Genomic DNA, 16,670 nt, shown 5'->3' with positions numbered 1-16,670 from the left:
GTGAGCGAAGTGAGTTCGGCCGCGGGCCTCGGGACCGAGAAGCGCAGGGGAGTCGGAGCGCAGCGGAGACCGCTCGACCTAAGCGCCACAGGCCAACCCGCCGCCGCCTTGCCGCCTCGGCCGTCGAGCGCGGTATCCAACGTCCGCTCCGGGTCGAGTGCAGACGTCCAAGGTGCTCTGCGATGAAGGCATTGGTCGCCCGCCCGGCCCCTGGTATCGCCAGCCTCGCCCAACGCCTCTTCTGGGCCTGGGCCGCAGCCGTGGGCGTGGCCGCGTTCGGCGTGCTGTGGATGCAGACCCGAGGCTGGTGGCGCACGCTCATCGACGGTGACCCCAGCGGCATCAGTCTGGCGATCATCGCGCTGGCGCTGGTGGTCACGCTCTGGTGCGGGCGGAGGGCCTGGTGGCTGCAGGCGCAGGCGCGGCCCGGTTCCGCCTGGCGCCAGCAGCACAGCGCCGACCGGGCCGCCACGCCCGACCTCGCGCCGCAGCTGCTGGGCGAGCGCAGCCACGGCCCGCACGAGACGGCGTGGTGGTTCGCGGCCGCTGCCATCAAGCTCGGGCTCCTGGGCACGGTGGTGGGCTTCATCGTCATGGCCACCGAGATCGGCCAGCTGCCGAGCTTCGACATCGACCAGGTGCAGACCCTGCTCAAGCAGATGACCGGTGGCATGGCGATTGCGCTCTACACCACGCTGGTGGGTCTGACGGCCAACCTGTGGCTGGGCCTGCAGCTGCTGCTGCTGGACCGCATGGCCGACCGCATCGCGGCGGACATCCTGGCGCAGCCGGAGTGACCGCATGGCCCTGCTGCGCAAGCGCCGTGTCGACGAGCTGGACCCGTTCTCGGACCTGCTTTTCAACACCTTGCTGGCCTTCGTGATGCTGTTCGCCATCGCGCTGCTGGCCATGAACCCGAAGGCGAAGACGGGGGTGATCGACGCCAAGGCCGAGTTCATCGTCACCGTCACCTGGCCAGATGGCGACCCCAACGACATCGACACCTGGGTGCAGGACCCATCGGGCAACCTGGTGTGGTTTCGCGCGCGCGAGGCCGGCCTGATGCATCTCGACCGCGATGACCGGGGCACCGCCAACGACACACTGGTCATCAACGGCCAGCAGGTGGTCAACCCGCTGAACCAGGAGGTCGTCACCGTGCGCGGCTATGCGCCGGGCGAGTACACCGTCAACGTCTTCTACTACGAGACGCGCAATGGCAAGCCGGTGGACGTGACGGTCTCGGTGGTCAAGGTCAACCCGCGCGCCGAGGTCGTGTACTACGGCACCGTGCCGCTGGCCCGCAAGGGCGACGAGGCGACGGCGGTGCGCTTCAGCGTCAACCGGGACGGCGGCGTCGACGGTGTCGGCACGCTGGCCAAGAAGCTGGTGGAGCGGATCTGATGAGACTTCTTGGCGAGCCTTCGCTCGCGTCTTCCCTAGCGGGCGCTCAATGTCTTCGGACTGCCGGGCGACACTGAGATGGCGAGCACCGACCCCCTGCTGTGGGCTTTCGTCGCGCTGGCCTTCCTGCTGCTGCTGGCGCTGGTGGCCTCGGCCTGGCCCGTGTGGTCCAAGGCGCTGCTGGTGGTGGCCGTCACGGCGCTGTACTTCGGCGCCGAGCGTTCGCTGACGGACGTCTGGGGCTGGCCGGCGCGGCAGGCGCTGCCCGAGCGCTTCGTGCTGCTGGCGCTGGTGGTGGAGGAACCGGGCAAGCAGCGCGACGGTGCGCTCTACGTCTGGGTCAATGCGCTGGAAAACGGCAAGCCGGTGAAGCAGCCGCGCGCCTACGTGCTGCCCTACAGCAAGGACCTGCATTCGCTGTTCGACGAAGGCATGAAGAAGGTGCGCCAGGGCATCACTCAGATGGGCACGGCCACGCCCAAGGCGGGCACGCGCGGGCTGTCGTGGCTGCGCCCGGGCGCCGTGGACCAGGACGTGAAGATCCGCGACCTGCCGCTGCCGCAGCTGCCGGAGAAGTGAACATGCGCGTGGCCTGGCTCCTGTCGATGTGCGCGCTGCTGGCCGGCTGTGGCGACCCGCCGCCGCCAGCGTCGCTGTTCCCGTTGGAGCCCGGCCGCCACTGGACCTTCGACGTGCGCACCGAGTGGGAGACCCTGGTCATTGAGCACGAGACCCGCGTGCTCAGCACCGAAGGCGAGGCCGAGGTCGGTGGCGTGACGGCCTGGCGCCGCCGCAGCGCCGACGGCGTGGAATGGTTCCTGCGCGTGGACGACAGCGGTGTCTACCGCGTGGCGGCCAAGACGGACCTCGACGCCGAACCGCGACCCGACGCACAGCGCCGCTACGTGCTCAAGGCGCCCATCGCCGTGGGCACCAGCTGGCAGAGCACCACCGCGCCCTACCTGCTGCGCCGCAAGGCCGATTTCCCGCCGGAGATCCGCCACACCCACCCCGAGGTGCCGATGACCTACACCATCGAGGCGCTGGACGATCAGGTGGAGGTGCGGGCTGGTCGCTTCGAACGCTGCGTGCGCGTGCAGGGCACGGCGCAGCTCAAGCTCTTCGCCGACCCGGTGGTGGGCTGGCGCGACCTGCCGCTGCGCACCACCGAGTGGTACTGCCACGGCCCCGGCCTCGTGAAGCTGGTGCGCGAGGAACCCGCGAACTCGAACTTTCTCGTCGGCGGTGTGCTGACCATGGAGTTGCTGCAATGGCACTGAACAACCCGCAACGCCGCGCCGTGCTCGGCGCCCTCGGCCTGGCCGCCGGCTGGCCCGCCTTGGCCGTCACGGCCCGCGCAGCGTCCACGCGCTTCCCGTCGCGCGCCATCGCGCTGTGGGTGCCCTGGCCCGCGGGCGGTGCCACCGACCTGACGCTGCGTCTGCTGGCCGAACTGGCCAGTGAGCACCTGGGCCAGAAGGTCTACACGGAGAACCGCGCCGGCGCCGGCGGCACGCTGGTGATGCCGATGCTGCAGCAGGCCGCGCCCGACGGCTACACCATCGCGCAGATGCCGCAGCCGGTGTTCCGCGCGCCGTGGACGCAGCACGTGGCCTGGGACCCGATCCGCGACACCACGCCCATCATCCAGATCAGCGGCGTGACCTTCGGCATCGTGGTGCCCGAGGCCAGCCCGTTCCGCACGCTGGACGACCTGTTCGAACACGCGCGCGCCAACCCGGGGCGCCTGTCCATCGCCACCAACGGCTTCGGCACCACGCCGCACCTGGTGCTCGAACAGCTGTTCGGCGCGCGCGGGCTGAAGTGGCTGCACGTGCCGTACAAGGGCACGTCGGAACAGATGCTGGCGGTCGCGTCGGGCCAGGTGATGGTGGGCGTCAATTCCAACGGCTTCGCGCCCTTCGTCGACAACGGCCAGCTGCGCCTGCTGGCGACCATGGGTGCGCAGCGCTCGCGCCGCTGGAACCAAGTGCCCACGCTGAAGGAGCTGGGCCACGGCATCGTGGCCGAATCGCCCTACGGCCTGGCCGGCCCGGCGGGCATGCCGGCCGAGGTGGTGCAGGTGCTGCACGACGCCTTCCGTGCCGCGATGCAGGCCCCGGCCCACGTGGCCGAACTGGCCAAGTACGACCAGGTGCTGGCCTACCTGGGGCCGCAGGACTATGGCCGCGCGATGCGCGCCGCCTACGAGGCGGAGCGGCTGGCCGTGCAGCGTCTGGGCCTGGCGCGCAAGGAATGACCGGTTGCGCTGTGTCACGCTGCCACATCGCACGTGCGCCTCTGGGACAGCGCTGTGCCGTGCTGACAAATTGATTCCAGCGCTTGACCTGCCGCAAGCGGGCGGCCGGGCGCGGCGCCAAGCTTCGGATCGCCGGGTCGTCCGGCGAACTGGAATCGACGATGAAGTGCCTCGCCTCTACGCACGCCGCCGCGCTGGCGGCCTGCCTCCTGCTTGCCCTGCCGGCCGCGCAGGCTGCCGACGATGCCGCCGCACAGAAGCTGGCGCGCGACGGTGGCTGCGGCACCTGCCACACCGTGGACCACACCGACAAGGGGCCGGGCGGCCTCAAGCCCATAGGCCCCGCCTGGCGCGACGTGGCCGACCGCTACCGCGGCCAGGCCGGCGCCGCCGACGAACTCACGCGCATCGTGCGCGCCGGCTCCAACCCCTATGCCAGCCACTGGAAGGGCAAGGTCTCGGGCATTGCCATGCCGCCCAACGCGGTGGTGCTGGACGAAGCCCAGACGCGCGAGCTGGTGGGCTGGATCCTGGCGCTGAAGCCGCAGAAGTGAGGCCGTCCGTGCCCACGCGGCACGGGCTCATTCGGTGACCAGGCCGTTGCGACGCGCGTAGTGCACCAGCTCCACGGCATTGCTTAGCGCCAGCTTGGCGCGTACGCTGCTCTGCAGGTTGGCCACACGCTTGGTGCTGAGGTGCAGGCTGGTGGCGATGGCGTCCACGCTCTCGCCCCGGGCCAGGCGCAGCAGCACCTCGAACTCGCGCGGAGACAGGGTGTCGTGCGACAGGCCCTTGGCCGGTTGCCCGTGAAAGGCCTGCAGGTCCGGCGACAGTGCCTGCTCGCCGCGCGCCACCGACCGGATGGCATCGACGAGCACGCCCGGGTCGCTGGCCTTGGTGACGAACCCGCGCGCGCCGGCCGCCAGCGCCTGCGCCAGCATCGACGGGCTGTCGTGCATCGAGCACACCAGCACCGCCAGCCGCGGCCAGTGCATCGTCACCCGGCGCAGCAGGTCCAGGCCGCTGCGCCCGGGCAGCGAGATGTCGAGCACCAGCACGTCCACGGTGTGTGGTGCGGCACGCAGGGCGTCGAAGGCGGCATCGGCGTCGGCGTACTCGGCCACCACGCTCAGGTCGGGTTCCAGCGCCAGCAACCGGGCCTGGCCCGCCCGCACCATGGCATGGTCGTCGACCAGCGCCACCCTCAGCACGGTGTCGCTCATCGGTCGCCACCGACAACCTGCAGTTCGGCGCTGAGCTGCAGGCCACCGGCCGGGTGACGCTGCAGCAGCAGGTCACCACCCCAGGCCCAGATGCGTTCGCGCATCCCGGCCAGGCCGCTGCCCCGCTGGCTGGCCGCGGCCATGTCCTCCACGCCGACGCCGTCGTCGGCCAGGTGCCAGCGCAGCACGTGGCCGTGGCGTGACACGGTCAACCAGGCCTGCCGGGCCTGCGCGTGACGGCAGACGTTGGTCAGCCCCTCCTGGCTGAGGCGGAACACGGCGTTGGCGAGGTCAACGCTCAGTGGTTGATCGCCCAGGTCCAGCGACAGGTGGACGTCGAGGCTCCGCTGGGCCGATGCCAGGTCGGTCAACAGGTCGGCCAGATGGGCCGGCGTGCCGTCGCCGGCGCGGGGCGCCAGCCGGGCCAGCAGGTCGCGCACCTCGGCCTGCGCCGCCTGCGCCTGCGCGGCCAGCCCGGCAGCCAGCGCGGCCGCTTCAGGCGAGGCCGCGGTGCGTTGCAGCACCGTGGCGTCCAGCCGCATGGCCGTGAGCCGTTGCCCCAGTTCGTCGTGCAGTTCCTGCGCCAGGCGTTGCCGCGTCTGCTCCTGCACCGTCTGCAGGCGCCGGCTCAGCCGCTCGCGCTCCGCCTGTGCCCGCGTCAGGGCATCACTCAGGGCCTGCAGTTCGCGCACTGGCATGGCCGGCAGGGGCTGGCCGGGGCGGGGCTGCTCGATCGCCCGCAGCAGCGTGCGCATCGGCATCAGCGCGCGCTGCAGCTGCCAGCGCATCAGCGCCAGAACCGCCAGGGCGGCGGCCACCACCAAGGCCAGCATCGGCAGCAGCCCGGCCCGGGCCTCGCGCTGTTCGCTGTCTGGGCTGGGGCCGAGCAGCAGAGTCCAGGCCGGGCCTGCCGGGCGGTCGAGGCTCCAGCGCAGCGGGGCGGGGGCCGAGGGCGTGGACGCCTGCGGCACCGTGCCCAGGCGCAGCACGCCGTCGTGGTCGAGCAGGCCCAGCTGCAGGTGGCGCAGCGGGTGATCCCGCTGCAGCGCCTGCAGTTCGGCCAGCAGGCGGGCATCGTCCAGCGCCGACAGGCCCGTCACGCGGTGCAGCAGCGTGGCCAGGGCCAGGGCGCCAGCCATCTCCTGCTCGGTGTCGCCCGCAGCGCGCCAGGCGCCGAACGCGGCGATCGCCACCACCGCGGCGGCCAGCACGCCGGCCGCAGCGCGCAGCAACCGGCCCGGCAGTTCCAGGTGAAGGTCGGGAGCTTCTCCCGGCGCCACGGGCACGGGGCTTGCGGTCGTGGCGCCAGAGACATCCAGCGTAAGGAGACGAGACGATGACATGGCACAAGCATGCCCTGCGACCCCTGGCCGCGGCCCTGGGGTTGGCCTGGGGTGGCGCACAGGCGCAGGAGGCGGCGACCCAGCGGGTCGAGGTGATCGGCACGGCGCCGTTGCCCGGCCAGGGCGTGGACCGCGACCTGCTGCCCTACGCCACCCAGGTGCGGCGGCGCGACGACCTGCAGCGGTCCAGCGCCACGCACGGCAGCGCGGCGCTGGCGCGTGCAGCCACCGGGGTGGTCGTCAACGATATCCAGGGCAGCCCCTACCAGGGGGACCTGAGCTTCAGGGGCTTCCGCGCTTCCGGGCTGCTTGGCGCGGCGCAGGGGCTCTCGGTGTACCTCGACGGGGTACGCGTGAACGAGGCCTTCGGTGACGTGGTCAGCTGGGACCTGCTGCCCGACTTCGCCTTCGACAGCGTTGCCCTGGTGCCGGGGGCGAACCCGGCCTTCGGGCTGAACACGCTGGGCGGGGCCGTGGCCCTGACCACGGTGGACGGCCGCAGCGCGCCGGGGTGGCAGACCGAACTGGAGGCCGGCAGCTCTGGACGCCGGCAGGCCACGCTGTCCCACGGCGGCCAAGCTGGGCCGTGGACGCACTACCTGGGGCTGCAACTGTTTGAGGAGGACGGCTGGCGCGACTTCTCGCCCGGCCGCCGGGGCGTGTTGGTGGGCAAGCTGGGCCTGCGCACCGATGCAGGTGACCTGGGCCTGACGCTGCTGAGCGGGCGCAGTACGTTGGTGGGCAACGGCCTGGTGCCGCAGTTCACGTTCGAGGAACCCGACGAGCGCGCGGCGTCCATCGGCAGCGTCGACCGCGCGGCGGTCTACACCCACCCGGACCAGACACGCAACGAGGCCACGCTGCTGTCGCTGCGCGGGTCGATGGCGCTGGGCGACGACATGCTGGCTGAGGCGCTGCTGTACGGCCGGCAGGCGCGCCGGACGACGATCAACGGCGACGAAGCCGACGAGGACGACGACGGTGATGGTGACGATGGCGGTGATGACGACGACGAAGCCAACGCCAGCTTCAACCGCACGGCCACGCGCCAGGAGGCCGTCGGGCTGTCGCTGGGCCTGTCGGGGCGTGCGGGCAGCCACCGCTGGCAGGCCGGCCTGTCGCTGGACGTGGCGCAGGTGCGCTACGAACAGACCGAGCAGGCGGGCAGCTTCGACCCCACGCGCGGCGTCGACCCCATCGACGGCGAAGAGGCCGAGCTCAGCGCCGCGGTCCGCGGTTCGACACGCAGCCTGGGCCTTCACGCGAGCGACACCTGGTCGATCACGCCCACCACGCACCTGACCGCCACGCTGCGCTGGAACCACGCGCGTGTGGCCAACACGCTGACCAGCGTCGACGACGACACCGGCGAGTTGGAGGCCAAACCCCGCGAGTCCTTCGACTACCGGCACCTCAACCCGGCGCTGGGCATCGCGCAGCGCCTGGGCGCGGTGACGCTGTTCGCCAACGCGGCGCGCAACACGCGGGTGCCGACCGTGATCGAGCTCGGCTGCGCCGATCCGGAAGAGCCCTGCCGCCTGCCGTCGGGCCTGCAGGCCGACCCCTACCTGGCACCGGTGCGCACCACCAGCCTGGAGGCCGGCCTGCGTTTCGGCGGTCGCCAGGGCCATGGCGGGTCACTGACGCTGTACCGGCTGGACAACCGCGACGACATCCTGTTCTCAAGTGTCAGCGTCACCGGCCAGCTGGGCTACTTCCGCAACTTCGAACGCACGCGGCACCAGGGCCTGGACGCGGAGTGGCGCTGGCGCGGTGGCCTCTGGGAAGGGGGCATCGGCTACAGCCACCTGCGCGCCACCTACGAGGCCGACGGCGTGCTGCGCGTGGGCGAGCGCAACGTGGTGGTGAGCCCGGGCATGCCGATCGCCGGGCTGCCGCGGCACCAGCTGAAGGCGCATGTTGCCTGGGCGCCGGCGCCGGGCTGGTGGCTGGGTGCGGACCTGCAGGCGGTGTCCCGGCGCACCAGCGCCGGCAACGAGGACGGCCGCTTCGACGACGACGAAGACGACACGGCCGACTTCTCCGTGCCCGGCTACGCGGTGCTCAACCTGCAGGCACGCTGGCAGCCGACGCCGGACCTCGAACTCTTCGTCGGCGTCGACAACATCTTCGATCGCCGAGCCGCCAGCTTCGGCGCGCTGGCCGAGACGCTGTTCGACGCCGACGGTGCCTACAGCGGCGACGAGGCCGACGCGCTGTTCGTGGCACCCATCGCACCGCGCGGCTGGCGGCTGGGGCTGCGCTGGATGTTCTGAAGCGGGTTCAGTCGATCGTCAGGCGCACGAACCAGCGTGCGTCGGCCGGCATGTCGTCGCGCAGCGGCTTGCGAAAGGGTGGGCCGGGTTTGTCGGGCGGGGCACTGATCAGGTTCAGGTCGACCGCCTGCGGCGTGCCGACCCAGCCCTGGCCTTCCGGCTTCAAGGACCAGTAGACCCCGTTCCAGAGCTTGGCGCCGAACTCGCTGGGCTTCTTGAACATGAACAGCAGCGCGTGCTCCAGCCAGGCCAGGTCACCGTCGCGCACCGTGCCCGGCTGCGCGTAGGGGTAGGGCACGTGGCACAGGATCTCGGTGCCGCCGGGCAGGCACTTGAACTCGCGCATCGACAGGAAGTGGTCGCCAAAGCGAGCGTGGTCCATCGTCAGCGCGAAGTGCGCGCTGCCGTCGGGCTGCGGCGTGAACGTCACCTGGCCGATGACCACCGTGCTGCCGTCGCGCGCATGCAGCGTGACGTTGCGCTTGCCGTCGGGCGTGGCCAGGGCGCCGCCCGCCAGCAGGGCCGCCACCAGCAAAAAGGGGCCGCCTCGCGGCAGCCCCTTCATCGTCCGTCGCAGGTGCGCGGTCACTTCAGCAGCTTGAACACCCACACCGAGCCACCCTGCTCGAGGTAGTTGACCTTCTTGGCCACGTCGCCGCCCCACAGCGGCACGGCGCCGCCCCAGCCGGAGACCACGGCCACGTACTGCTCGCCCTTGTCTTCCCAGGTCACCGGCGGGGCCACCACGCCAGAGCCGGTCTGGAACTTCCAGACCACCTTGCCGGTCTTGGCGTCCGCCGCCTGCAGGTAGCCTTCCGGCGTGCCCCAGAACACCAGGTTGCCGCCGGTGGTCAGCACGCCGCCCCACAGCGGCGCGTTGTTGGGCACTTCCCAGACGATCTTGCCGGTCTTCGGGTCCATCGCGCGCAGGGCACCGATGGGGCCGTCGCCCAGCGTCTTGATCGTGAAGCCGGCGCCCAGGTAGGCGGCGCCCTTCTTGTAGGTGACCGGCTCGTTCCAGATCTCCATGCCCCACTCGTTGGCCGGCACGTAGAACAGCTTGGTCTCCGGGCTGTAGGCCATCGGCATCTGGTTCTTGCCGCCCAGGAAGCTGGGGGCCGAGAAGACCACGTTGCCCTTCTTGCCGTCGGCGCCGGCGGTCGGGTCGCCGGGGCGGTTCTCGGGCACGAAGTTCGGGCGGCCGGTCTTCAGGTCGATGCCGGTGGCCCAGGTGATCTTCTTGACGAAGGGGAAGGCATTGACCAACTGGCCGGTCTTGGCGTCGTTGACGTAGAAGAAGCCATTGCGGTCGGCCTTGCCGCCCAGCACCTTGCCGCCGTCGTCGTAGGTGATGAACTCGTTGACGCCGTCGTAGTCCCAGCCGTCGTTGGGCGTGTTCTGGTAGTGCCAGACGATCTGCCCGGTCTTCACGTCGATGGCGACGGTGGACGTGGAGTAGAGGTTGTCGCCCTTGCGCAGGTGGCTGTTCCACGGCGCCGGGTTGCCGGTGCCGAAGTAGGCCAGGCCGGTCTTCGGGTTGTAGGTGCCGCCCAGCCAGGTGGCGGCGCCGCCGGTCTTCCACAGGTCGCCCGGCCAGGTCTTGCCCGGGGTGCCGCTGGTGCCGTTCTCCTTGGCGTTGCCGTCCTTGTCGTAGGTGAAGCCCATGTGGCCCTCGACCACCGGGCGCGTCCACACCATCTGGCCGGTCTTGGGGTTGCGCGCCTCCACGCGGCCCACCACGCCGAACTCGCCGCCGGACACGCCGGTCAGCAGCAGGCCCTGCGCGATCAGCGGTGCGGCGCTGGCACTGTAGCCGGCGGCGTAGTCGTCGATCTTCTCCTTCCAGACCACGTCGCCGGTCTTCTGGTCCAGCGCCACCAGTTGCGCGTCCAGCGTGGCGAAGATGACCAGGTTGTCGTACAGCGCGGCGCCGCGGTTGATCACGTCGCAGCAGGGCATGATGCCGTCGGGCAAGCGGTGCTCGTACTTCCAGAGCTTGCGGCCGGTCTTGGCGTCGAGCGCGAAGATGCGCGAGTACGAGCCGGTGACGAACATGATGCCGTCGTGGATCAGCGGCTGGCTTTCCTGGCCACGCTGCTTCTCGCCGCCGAACGAGAACGACCACGCTGGCACCAGCTTGCCGATGGTGCCGGCGTTGATCTGCTTCAGCGGCGAGTAGCGCTGGCCCTGCTGGCCGATGCCCCAGGAGAGCACGTCGCCCGGCGTCTTGGCGTCGTTTTCGATCATCGCGTCGGTCACCGCCGCCTGCGCGCCCAGCGAGGTCAGCGCAGCGCCGACCAGCAGGCTCAAGAGTTTGTTTCGCATTCCGTCCTCTCCAGTCCTGTGGAACATCGTCGCTGCGGGAACCTTTCCCGCCCCTGTCGCGACGGGCCGAAAGGTACGCCTGACAAGACGACGCGGAACCAGGGGGCTAACCCTGAAGCCTGTACCAGAACGGTGCGTTCGACTGTGACACCCGGCGTGCCGCCGGGACGGCGCCAGGTGCGCGCCGGAGGGTAGGGTGGGTCAGGCCGGGCAGTTCTGCCACTGCCGGCTGTAGCGGCTGGCCGGGCGCACGACGGTGGTGGCCGCCGCCCGTGAACGGGCCTGGCCGCCGCGCTCCATCTCGAGACGGAAGGCGTACTTCTCGAAGAAGGCGTCGAAACGGTCGCCGCCCACCACGCCTTGGGCGCGCAGGGTGTCGGCGGTGGCATCCCAGGCCAGCGGCACGGCCGCCAGCGGCTGTGGCGCCGGGCCGGCCAGCACGCGGGCGCCGGCGGCCGGGTCGTAGCGCGAGTCGTCGCCGCAGCAGTGGATCACGTGCGCCGGCTCCTTGCCCACGCCCTTGCGCAGGCCGATGAAGCTGATGGCCGCCGTGGGGTACATCAGCTGGTGGCTGCAGATGGCCGAGAAGGCCACGATGCTGGACTGCGGGCCAACGCCGGCCGGGGTGGTGTAGCGGGTCTTGTCCTCGGTCTGCAGTTCGGCGGGCTTGACCGGCCTGTCCAGCCGCAGCAGGAACACCGGCGAGGCGGCGAACGGGTAGTTGAACAGCCAGGCCTCCCCGGGCTTCAGCGCCGCGGCGCGGAACGGGTCGCCGCGCTCGTCCACCAGCAGGGCGGGGGCGAAGTCCCGCGCCGTGCCGGCCACGGCCGGCAGCGCGCCGGTGGCGGCCCAGGCGCCGGCCATGCAGGCGGCGCCGTGCATCAGCGCGCGGCGGTCGGGGTCGTCGAGGTCGTCGGCGGGGTCGGCATCATGCGAGGGCTGCATGGCTCGGCACACTACCGCAGCCGCCCGGCGCAGACAACGGGATCACCCGGAGGCGCCCGCGACAGTCTGTCGCGCCCGCGCGGCACCGGCGTCGTACCAGCGCCGGCTGCGCTTAACCACGTGCACCACGGCCAGCATCAGCGGCACCTCGATCAGTACCCCCACCACGGTGGCCAGCGCCGCGCCGGATTCGAAGCCGAACAGGCTGATCGCCGCCGCCACCGCCAGCTCGAAGAAGTTGCTGGCGCCGATGAGCGCCGACGGGCAGGCCACGGCATGCGACTCGCCCAGCCGCCGGTTCAGGCCGTAGGCCAGGGCCGCGTTGAAGACCACCTGGATGAGGATGGGCACCGCCAGCATGGCGATGACCAGCGGCTGGGCCAGGATGGCCCGGCCCTGGAAGGCGAACAGCAGCACCAGCGTGGCGAGCAGCGCGGCCACCGACCAGGGGCCGATGCGGGCCAGCGCGGCCTCCAGCGCAGCGGTGCCGCCGCGCCGCAGCAGGGCCCGGCGGATGACCTGTGCGGCGATCACCGGCACCACGATGTACAGGCCCACCGACACCAGCAGCGTCGCCCAGGGCACGGTGATGGCCGACAGCCCCAGCAGCAGCGCCACGATGGGCGCGAAGGCGAAGACCATGATGGTGTCGTTCAGCGCCACCTGGCTGAGCGTGAACAGCGGGTCGCCGTTGGTGAGCCGGCTCCAGACGAAGACCATGGCCGTGCAGGGCGCCGCGGCCAGCAGGATCAGGCCGGCCACGTAGCTGTCCAACTGCTCTGCCGGCAGCCAGGGCGCGAACACCTGGCGGATGAAGAGCCAGCCCAGCAGCGCCATCGAGAACGGCTTGACCGCCCAGTTCACGAACAGCGTGACGCCGATGCCGCGCCAGTGCCGGCCCACCTGGCCCAGCGCGCCGAAGTCCACGCGCAGCAGCATCGGGATGATCATCACCCAGATCAGCAGCCCCACCGGCAGGTTGACCTGGGCCACCTCCATGCGGCCCAGGGCCTGCACCGGGCCGGGAAAGGCCTGGCCGAGTGCGATGCCGACGACGATGCAGAGGGCCACCCAGACGGTGAGCCAGCGTTCGAACAGATTCATCGGGTGGCCAACGCGCGCGCGGCGCTCAGCGCTGGCCGATGGCGCGCAGCTCCTGCTGCAGCGACAGGCGGTCCAGCGAGGCCATTGGCAGCGACAGCATCAACTCGATGCGCCGGCGGAGCACCAGCGCCGCGTCGCGGAACACCTTCGCCGTGGACTCGGCATCGCCGTCGAAGGCCGCGGGATCGGCCACGCCCCAGTGCGCCGTCATCGGCTGGCCGGGCCAGACCGGGCAGGCTTCGCCGGCCGCCTGGTCGCAGACGGTGAAGACGAAGTCCAGCTCCGGCGCGCCTGGACGCGCGAATTCGGCCCAGTCCTTGCTGCAGTAGCCCTCGGTGGGCAGATTCATCGCCGCCAACGTCTGCAGCGCCACCGGGTGCACAGTGCCGCCGGGGTGGCTGCCGGCAGAATGGGCCTTGAACCGGCCTTGGCCGAGGCCGTTGAGGATGCCTTCGGCCATGATGGATCGGGCCGAGTTGCGTGTGCAGATGAACAGGACGTTGAAGATCTTGTTGGTCATGCGACGTCTCCAGGGGGGGCGGTGGATTGCAGGGGCGTTTCAGCGGCCTTGGGGGAAGGGCGTTGGATCCAGGCTGCGCTGCACCGGCAGCACCAGCGTCACCGCCCAGCAGGTGGCCAGCATCGCGGCCGAGCCGGCCAGCGACCAGGCCAGGCCGCCCCACTGGTACAGCAGGCCCGACATCAGCGTGCCGAAGAAGCGGCCCATGGCGTTGGCGGCGTAGTAGAAGCCCACGTCCTCGGCCGCCTTCTCCGAGCCGGCATAGGCCAGCACCAGGTAGGAGTGCACCGACGAGTTGACGGCGAAGGCAAAGCCGAAGACCCCGAGGCCGGCGACGACGATCCACTCCAGGTGCGGCACGTCGCCGATGACCAGTGCCGCCAGCACGGCCGGCACCACGGCCAGCAGGCCCGACCACAGTCGGGCGGCCGGCACCTCGGTGCTCAGGCCGTCCACACTGCGGCGCACCAGCGCCGGCGCCAGGGCCTGCACCGCGCCGTAGCCGATGGTCCACAACGCCAGGAAGCCGCCGACCATCGTGAAGGTCCAGCCCGCCGAATACAGAAACACCGGCACGCCGACCACGAACCAGACGTCGCGCGCGCCGAACAGCGCCACCCGCGCCGCCGCCAGCAGGTTGATGCCGCGGTTCTTGGCGAACAGCTCCCTGGCGGACTTCGACGCCTTGCTCTTGCCCATCAGCCGCGGCACGAAGCCGAGCACGCCTACCAGCACCCCCGCCAGCAGCGCCGCCATCAGCCACAGCGCGGCCTTGAACCCGACGGTCTGCAGCAGGATGCCGCCGAGGAAGAAGCCCACGCCCTTCATCGCGTTTTTGCTGCCGGTGAAGAAGGCGACCCACTTGAACAACTGGCCCTGCGCGTTGCCGGCGGTGAGCTTGATGGCCGACTTGCTGGCGGTCTTGGTCAGGTCCTTCGCGACGCCGCACACACCCTGCGCCAGCACCACCCAGGCCACCGACATCACCGCCGTCCAGTCGGGCGACAGCGCCGACAGCAGCAGGAAGCCCGTGATCTGCGTGGCCAGGCCCACCACCAGCATGCGTGCGATGCCATAGCGCGTGGCCAGCCAGCCGCCCACCAGGTTGGCCACCACGCCCATCGCCTCGTAGAGCAGGAACAGGAAGGCCAGCGTGAAGGGCGAATAGCCCAGCTGGTAGAAGTGCAGCAGCACCAGCATGCGCAGCGCGCCGTCGCTGAGCGTGAAGCCCCAGTACGCCGCGGTGACGGTGAGGTAGTGCCGCGTGCCCGCGTTCATGCCGTACCCCGGCTCACAGGCCCTGCTGCTGCAGGTGGCAGGCCAGGTCCACCATGCGGCAGGCATAGCCCATCTCGTTGTCGTACCAGGCGTAGACCTTCAGCAGCGTGCCGTCGGTGACCATGGTCGACAGTGCATCGACGATGCTGCTGTGCGTGTCGCGGGCGTAGTCTGCGCTGACCAGCGGCCGCGTCTCGTAGCCCAGGATGCCGGCCAGCGGCCCGGCCGCGGCTGCGGCGAACAGGGCATTGACCTCGTCGGCCGACGTCGGGCGCTGAAGTTCGAACACGCAGTCGGTGAGCGAGGCGTTGAGCACCGGCGCGCGCACCGCATGCCCGTTGAGCTTGCCCTTGAGCTCCGGGTAGATGAGTGCGATGGCGGTGGCGCTGCCGGTGGTGGTGGGCGCCAGGCTGAGCATGGCGCTGCGTGCGCGGCGCAGGTCCTTGTGCGGCGCGTCGACCACCAGGTTGGTGTTGGTCGGGTCGTGGATGGTGGTGATCTGACCGTGGCGGATGCCCAGGGCTTCGTGCACCACCTTGACCACCGGCGCCAGGCAGTTGGTGGTGCAGGACGCGGCGGTGACGATGCGGTGTCGTGCCGGGTCGTACAGGTGGTGGTTGATGCCGACCACGATGTTCAGTACATCGCCGACCTTCACTGGCGCAGCGACGATCACACGCCTGGCGCCGCGGTCAAGGTGGCCCTGCAGCGTGTCGGGCGTCAGGAACTTGCCGGTGCACTCCAGCACCAGGTCCACGCCCAGGTCGCCCCAGGGGATCTCGGCCGCCGTGGCGTGCGACGAGAAGCCGAGCCGCCGGTCGCCGATGCGGACGGCGTCGTCGCCCTCGGCAGCGATGTCGGCGCGCCAGCGGCCCTGCACGCTGTCGAAGGCCAGCAGGTGCGCCGTGGCCGCCGCACCCCCCTTGATCTCGTTGAGGTGCACCACCTCGAGCCGGTTGTCGGCCCGCGGGTCGTCTGCTGGCCGTTCGGCAGCACCCATCGCCGCTCGCAGGGCCAGCCGCCCGATCCGCCCCATGCCGTTGATGCCTACGCGCACGAACACCTTTCCGATTCTTTGCGAATCTATGTTTCTAGAATGATGGAATCAAAGGATGACGCCTGGATGACAGCGCGGGCGACCTGCGCCGCCCGCCCGGCCAGCGCCAAGCTCAGCCACAGCAACTGCCGGCGGCCCGAGCGGTTGCTGGCTTGGCCTGCGGCGCGGCTGCACAGCAGGCGTCTGCCGCACGGCCCTGGCGGAACACCGGGATGTCCGCCAGCGTGTGGAAGTGCTCCCAGGCCACGCCCTGCGGGTCGGTGACCCAGTGCTTCTCGCTGCGCGCGTAGCAGCAGGTGGTGTCGCCTTCGTCCAGCAAGGCCAGGTCGGCCGACTGGGCGCGTGCCTTCAGTTCGGCCAGTTCCGTCTCGTCGTCGACCTGGAAGCCCAGGTGGTCGACCCCGCGCGCGCCGTCGCGCGCAGAGATGGCGAAGTTGATGCGCGGGTCGTCGAGCATCCACTTGGCGTAGTCGGCCTCCAGGCGGGCCGGCTCGGCGGCGAACAGCCTGGAATAGAAGGCGACGCTCTGGGCGAGGTCGTCGACATGCACGTGCACATGGAAACGCTTCATGGGGCCTCCCGGGTTCAACAACAGGGCTCAGCAGGTGGTCTTCGAGCGCCGGGCCGCAGGCACGCAGGCCTGCCCCTGGCAGCAGTGGTCGGTCAGGTAGCCCAGTAGCGCATTCATGCGCGCCAGCGCCGGGCGGTAGATGAGGCTGCGGCCGTCACGCTCGACGTCCACGAGGCCGGCGTGCATCAGTTCCTTCAGGTGGAAGGACAGCGTGGACGCCGGCACGTCCAGCAGGGCCGACAGGGCCCCGGGCGTCATGCCTTCGCGGGCGGCGCCGACCAGGGCGCGGAACACGCGCAGCCGCGCCGGTTGGGCGAGGGCGCTCAGGGTGGCAACGGCTTCTTGCTCTTCCATGATTCGAAGA

At 70.8% G+C, this 16,670-nt stretch carries 18 protein-coding genes; 7 read left to right on the top strand and 11 right to left on the bottom strand.

All coding sequences use genetic code 11. The features are described 5' to 3' along the window. Positions 1–182: 182 nt before the first annotated feature. From ENE75_RS19500 to ENE75_RS19475, 6 genes are all read left to right on the top strand, one after another. Entirely contained in the window at positions 183–797 is a 615-nt protein-coding gene (locus ENE75_RS19500) for a MotA/TolQ/ExbB proton channel family protein (protein WP_128199993.1), read from the top strand. Positions 798–801: 4 nt separating this feature from the next. Next, positions 802–1,404: a hypothetical protein gene (locus ENE75_RS19495; protein WP_128199992.1), complete on the top strand. Its 603-nt coding sequence runs from the start codon at positions 802–804 to the stop codon at positions 1,402–1,404. Positions 1,405–1,482: 78 nt separating this feature from the next. Then, a complete protein-coding gene (locus tag ENE75_RS19490; protein WP_128199991.1) occupies positions 1,483–1,983 on the top strand; it encodes a hypothetical protein in 501 nt (166 codons plus the stop codon). A 2-nt stretch (positions 1,984–1,985) separates the two neighbouring features. Next, positions 1,986–2,684, top strand: coding sequence for a hypothetical protein (locus ENE75_RS19485; RefSeq protein WP_233259175.1), 699 nt, complete (start codon positions 1,986–1,988; stop codon positions 2,682–2,684). Next, complete coding sequence (locus ENE75_RS19480; RefSeq protein WP_128199990.1) at positions 2,675–3,664, top strand: tripartite tricarboxylate transporter substrate binding protein; 990 nt, start codon at positions 2,675–2,677, stop codon at positions 3,662–3,664. The genes ENE75_RS19485 and ENE75_RS19480 overlap by 10 nt, the downstream gene beginning before the upstream one ends. Positions 3,665–3,825: 161 nt before the next feature. Further along, positions 3,826–4,218, top strand: coding sequence for a c-type cytochrome (locus ENE75_RS19475; protein WP_128199989.1), 393 nt, complete (start codon positions 3,826–3,828; stop codon positions 4,216–4,218). 27 nt (positions 4,219–4,245) lie between these two features. Here the strand turns inward: ENE75_RS19475 and ENE75_RS19470 are convergent, their stop codons facing one another. Both ENE75_RS19470 and ENE75_RS19465 read right to left on the bottom strand, forming a co-directional pair. Then, complete coding sequence (locus tag ENE75_RS19470) at positions 4,246–4,887, bottom strand: response regulator transcription factor (RefSeq protein ID WP_128199988.1); 642 nt, start codon at positions 4,885–4,887, stop codon at positions 4,246–4,248. Continuing rightward, positions 4,884–6,167, bottom strand: coding sequence for a sensor histidine kinase (locus ENE75_RS19465; RefSeq protein ID WP_158289017.1), 1,284 nt, complete (start codon positions 6,165–6,167; stop codon positions 4,884–4,886). Before ENE75_RS19465 ends, ENE75_RS19470 begins: the two co-directional genes overlap by 4 nt. Before the next feature lie 56 nt (positions 6,168–6,223). Here ENE75_RS19465 and ENE75_RS19460 point away from each other — a divergent pair, with 56 nt between their 5' ends. After that, positions 6,224–8,506, top strand: a complete 2,283-nt coding sequence (locus ENE75_RS19460) for a TonB-dependent receptor (protein WP_128199986.1) — start codon at positions 6,224–6,226, stop codon at positions 8,504–8,506. A gap of 7 nt (positions 8,507–8,513) precedes the next feature. Here ENE75_RS19460 and ENE75_RS19455 read toward each other — a convergent pair whose 3' ends face one another. The 9 genes from ENE75_RS19455 to ENE75_RS19415 form a co-directional block, all read right to left on the bottom strand. Continuing rightward, positions 8,514–9,095 (bottom strand): hypothetical protein, encoded by a 582-nt coding sequence (locus ENE75_RS19455; RefSeq protein WP_199232362.1) that lies wholly within the window; start codon positions 9,093–9,095, stop codon positions 8,514–8,516. Then, entirely contained in the window at positions 9,092–10,831 is a 1,740-nt protein-coding gene (locus ENE75_RS19450; RefSeq protein ID WP_128199984.1) for a PQQ-dependent methanol/ethanol family dehydrogenase, read from the bottom strand. Before ENE75_RS19450 ends, ENE75_RS19455 begins: the two co-directional genes overlap by 4 nt. 201 nt (positions 10,832–11,032) lie before the next feature. Beyond that, a complete protein-coding gene (locus tag ENE75_RS19445; RefSeq protein WP_128199983.1) occupies positions 11,033–11,776 on the bottom strand; it encodes a Rieske (2Fe-2S) protein in 744 nt (247 codons plus the stop codon). Between the two features lie 42 nt (positions 11,777–11,818). Beyond that, the gene (arsB, locus tag ENE75_RS19440) at positions 11,819–12,880 is read right to left on the bottom strand and encodes an ACR3 family arsenite efflux transporter (RefSeq protein WP_128199982.1); all 1,062 of its coding nucleotides are present in this window, start codon (positions 12,878–12,880) and stop codon (positions 11,819–11,821) included. Positions 12,881–12,905: 25 nt separating this feature from the next. Further along, complete coding sequence (locus tag ENE75_RS19435; protein ID WP_128199981.1) at positions 12,906–13,400, bottom strand: arsenate reductase ArsC; 495 nt, start codon at positions 13,398–13,400, stop codon at positions 12,906–12,908. Positions 13,401–13,439: 39 nt separating this feature from the next. Then, a complete protein-coding gene (arsJ, locus tag ENE75_RS19430) occupies positions 13,440–14,678 on the bottom strand; it encodes an organoarsenical effux MFS transporter ArsJ (RefSeq protein WP_199232361.1) in 1,239 nt (412 codons plus the stop codon). Positions 14,679–14,691: 13 nt separating this feature from the next. Continuing rightward, positions 14,692–15,735, bottom strand: a complete 1,044-nt coding sequence (locus ENE75_RS19425) for an ArsJ-associated glyceraldehyde-3-phosphate dehydrogenase (RefSeq protein WP_128200018.1) — start codon at positions 15,733–15,735, stop codon at positions 14,692–14,694. A gap of 112 nt (positions 15,736–15,847) precedes the next feature. Further along, positions 15,848–16,306 (bottom strand): ArsI/CadI family heavy metal resistance metalloenzyme, encoded by a 459-nt coding sequence (locus tag ENE75_RS19420; RefSeq protein WP_128199979.1) that lies wholly within the window; start codon positions 16,304–16,306, stop codon positions 15,848–15,850. 27 nt (positions 16,307–16,333) lie between these two features. Then, positions 16,334–16,660, bottom strand: a complete 327-nt coding sequence (locus ENE75_RS19415; protein WP_128199978.1) for an ArsR/SmtB family transcription factor — start codon at positions 16,658–16,660, stop codon at positions 16,334–16,336. Between the last annotated feature and the right edge of the window lie 10 nt (positions 16,661–16,670).

Source organism: Rubrivivax albus (genome assembly GCF_004016515.1).
Classification (GTDB): Bacteria; Pseudomonadota; Gammaproteobacteria; order Burkholderiales; family Burkholderiaceae_C; genus Rubrivivax; species Rubrivivax albus.
The sequence above is the reverse complement of the archived record's forward strand: the minus strand, read 5'-3'. Positions and strand labels throughout refer to the sequence as shown.

What these genes read in the sequence shown, in the direction of transcription:
- ENE75_RS19500 (WP_128199993.1), top strand. Translation starts at nt 183, where the DNA reads ATGAAGGCATTGGTCGCCCGCCCGGCCCCTGGTATCGCCAGCCTCGCC.
- ENE75_RS19495 (WP_128199992.1), top strand. Translation starts at nt 802, where the DNA reads ATGGCCCTGCTGCGCAAGCGCCGTGTCGACGAGCTGGACCCGTTCTCG.
- ENE75_RS19490 (WP_128199991.1), top strand. Translation starts at nt 1,483, where the DNA reads ATGGCGAGCACCGACCCCCTGCTGTGGGCTTTCGTCGCGCTGGCCTTC.
- ENE75_RS19485 (WP_233259175.1), top strand. Translation starts at nt 1,986, where the DNA reads ATGCGCGTGGCCTGGCTCCTGTCGATGTGCGCGCTGCTGGCCGGCTGT.
- ENE75_RS19480 (WP_128199990.1), top strand. Translation starts at nt 2,675, where the DNA reads ATGGCACTGAACAACCCGCAACGCCGCGCCGTGCTCGGCGCCCTCGGC.
- ENE75_RS19475 (WP_128199989.1), top strand. Translation starts at nt 3,826, where the DNA reads ATGAAGTGCCTCGCCTCTACGCACGCCGCCGCGCTGGCGGCCTGCCTC.
- ENE75_RS19470 (WP_128199988.1), bottom strand. Translation starts at nt 4,887, where the DNA reads ATGAGCGACACCGTGCTGAGGGTGGCGCTGGTCGACGACCATGCCATG.
- ENE75_RS19460 (WP_128199986.1), top strand. Translation starts at nt 6,224, where the DNA reads ATGACATGGCACAAGCATGCCCTGCGACCCCTGGCCGCGGCCCTGGGG.
- ENE75_RS19450 (WP_128199984.1), bottom strand. Translation starts at nt 10,831, where the DNA reads ATGCGAAACAAACTCTTGAGCCTGCTGGTCGGCGCTGCGCTGACCTCG.
- ENE75_RS19445 (WP_128199983.1), bottom strand. Translation starts at nt 11,776, where the DNA reads ATGCAGCCCTCGCATGATGCCGACCCCGCCGACGACCTCGACGACCCC.
- arsB (WP_128199982.1), bottom strand. Translation starts at nt 12,880, where the DNA reads ATGAATCTGTTCGAACGCTGGCTCACCGTCTGGGTGGCCCTCTGCATC.
- ENE75_RS19435 (WP_128199981.1), bottom strand. Translation starts at nt 13,400, where the DNA reads ATGACCAACAAGATCTTCAACGTCCTGTTCATCTGCACACGCAACTCG.
- arsJ (WP_199232361.1), bottom strand. Translation starts at nt 14,678, where the DNA reads ATGAACGCGGGCACGCGGCACTACCTCACCGTCACCGCGGCGTACTGG.
- ENE75_RS19420 (WP_128199979.1), bottom strand. Translation starts at nt 16,306, where the DNA reads ATGAAGCGTTTCCATGTGCACGTGCATGTCGACGACCTCGCCCAGAGC.
- ENE75_RS19415 (WP_128199978.1), bottom strand. Translation starts at nt 16,660, where the DNA reads ATGGAAGAGCAAGAAGCCGTTGCCACCCTGAGCGCCCTCGCCCAACCG.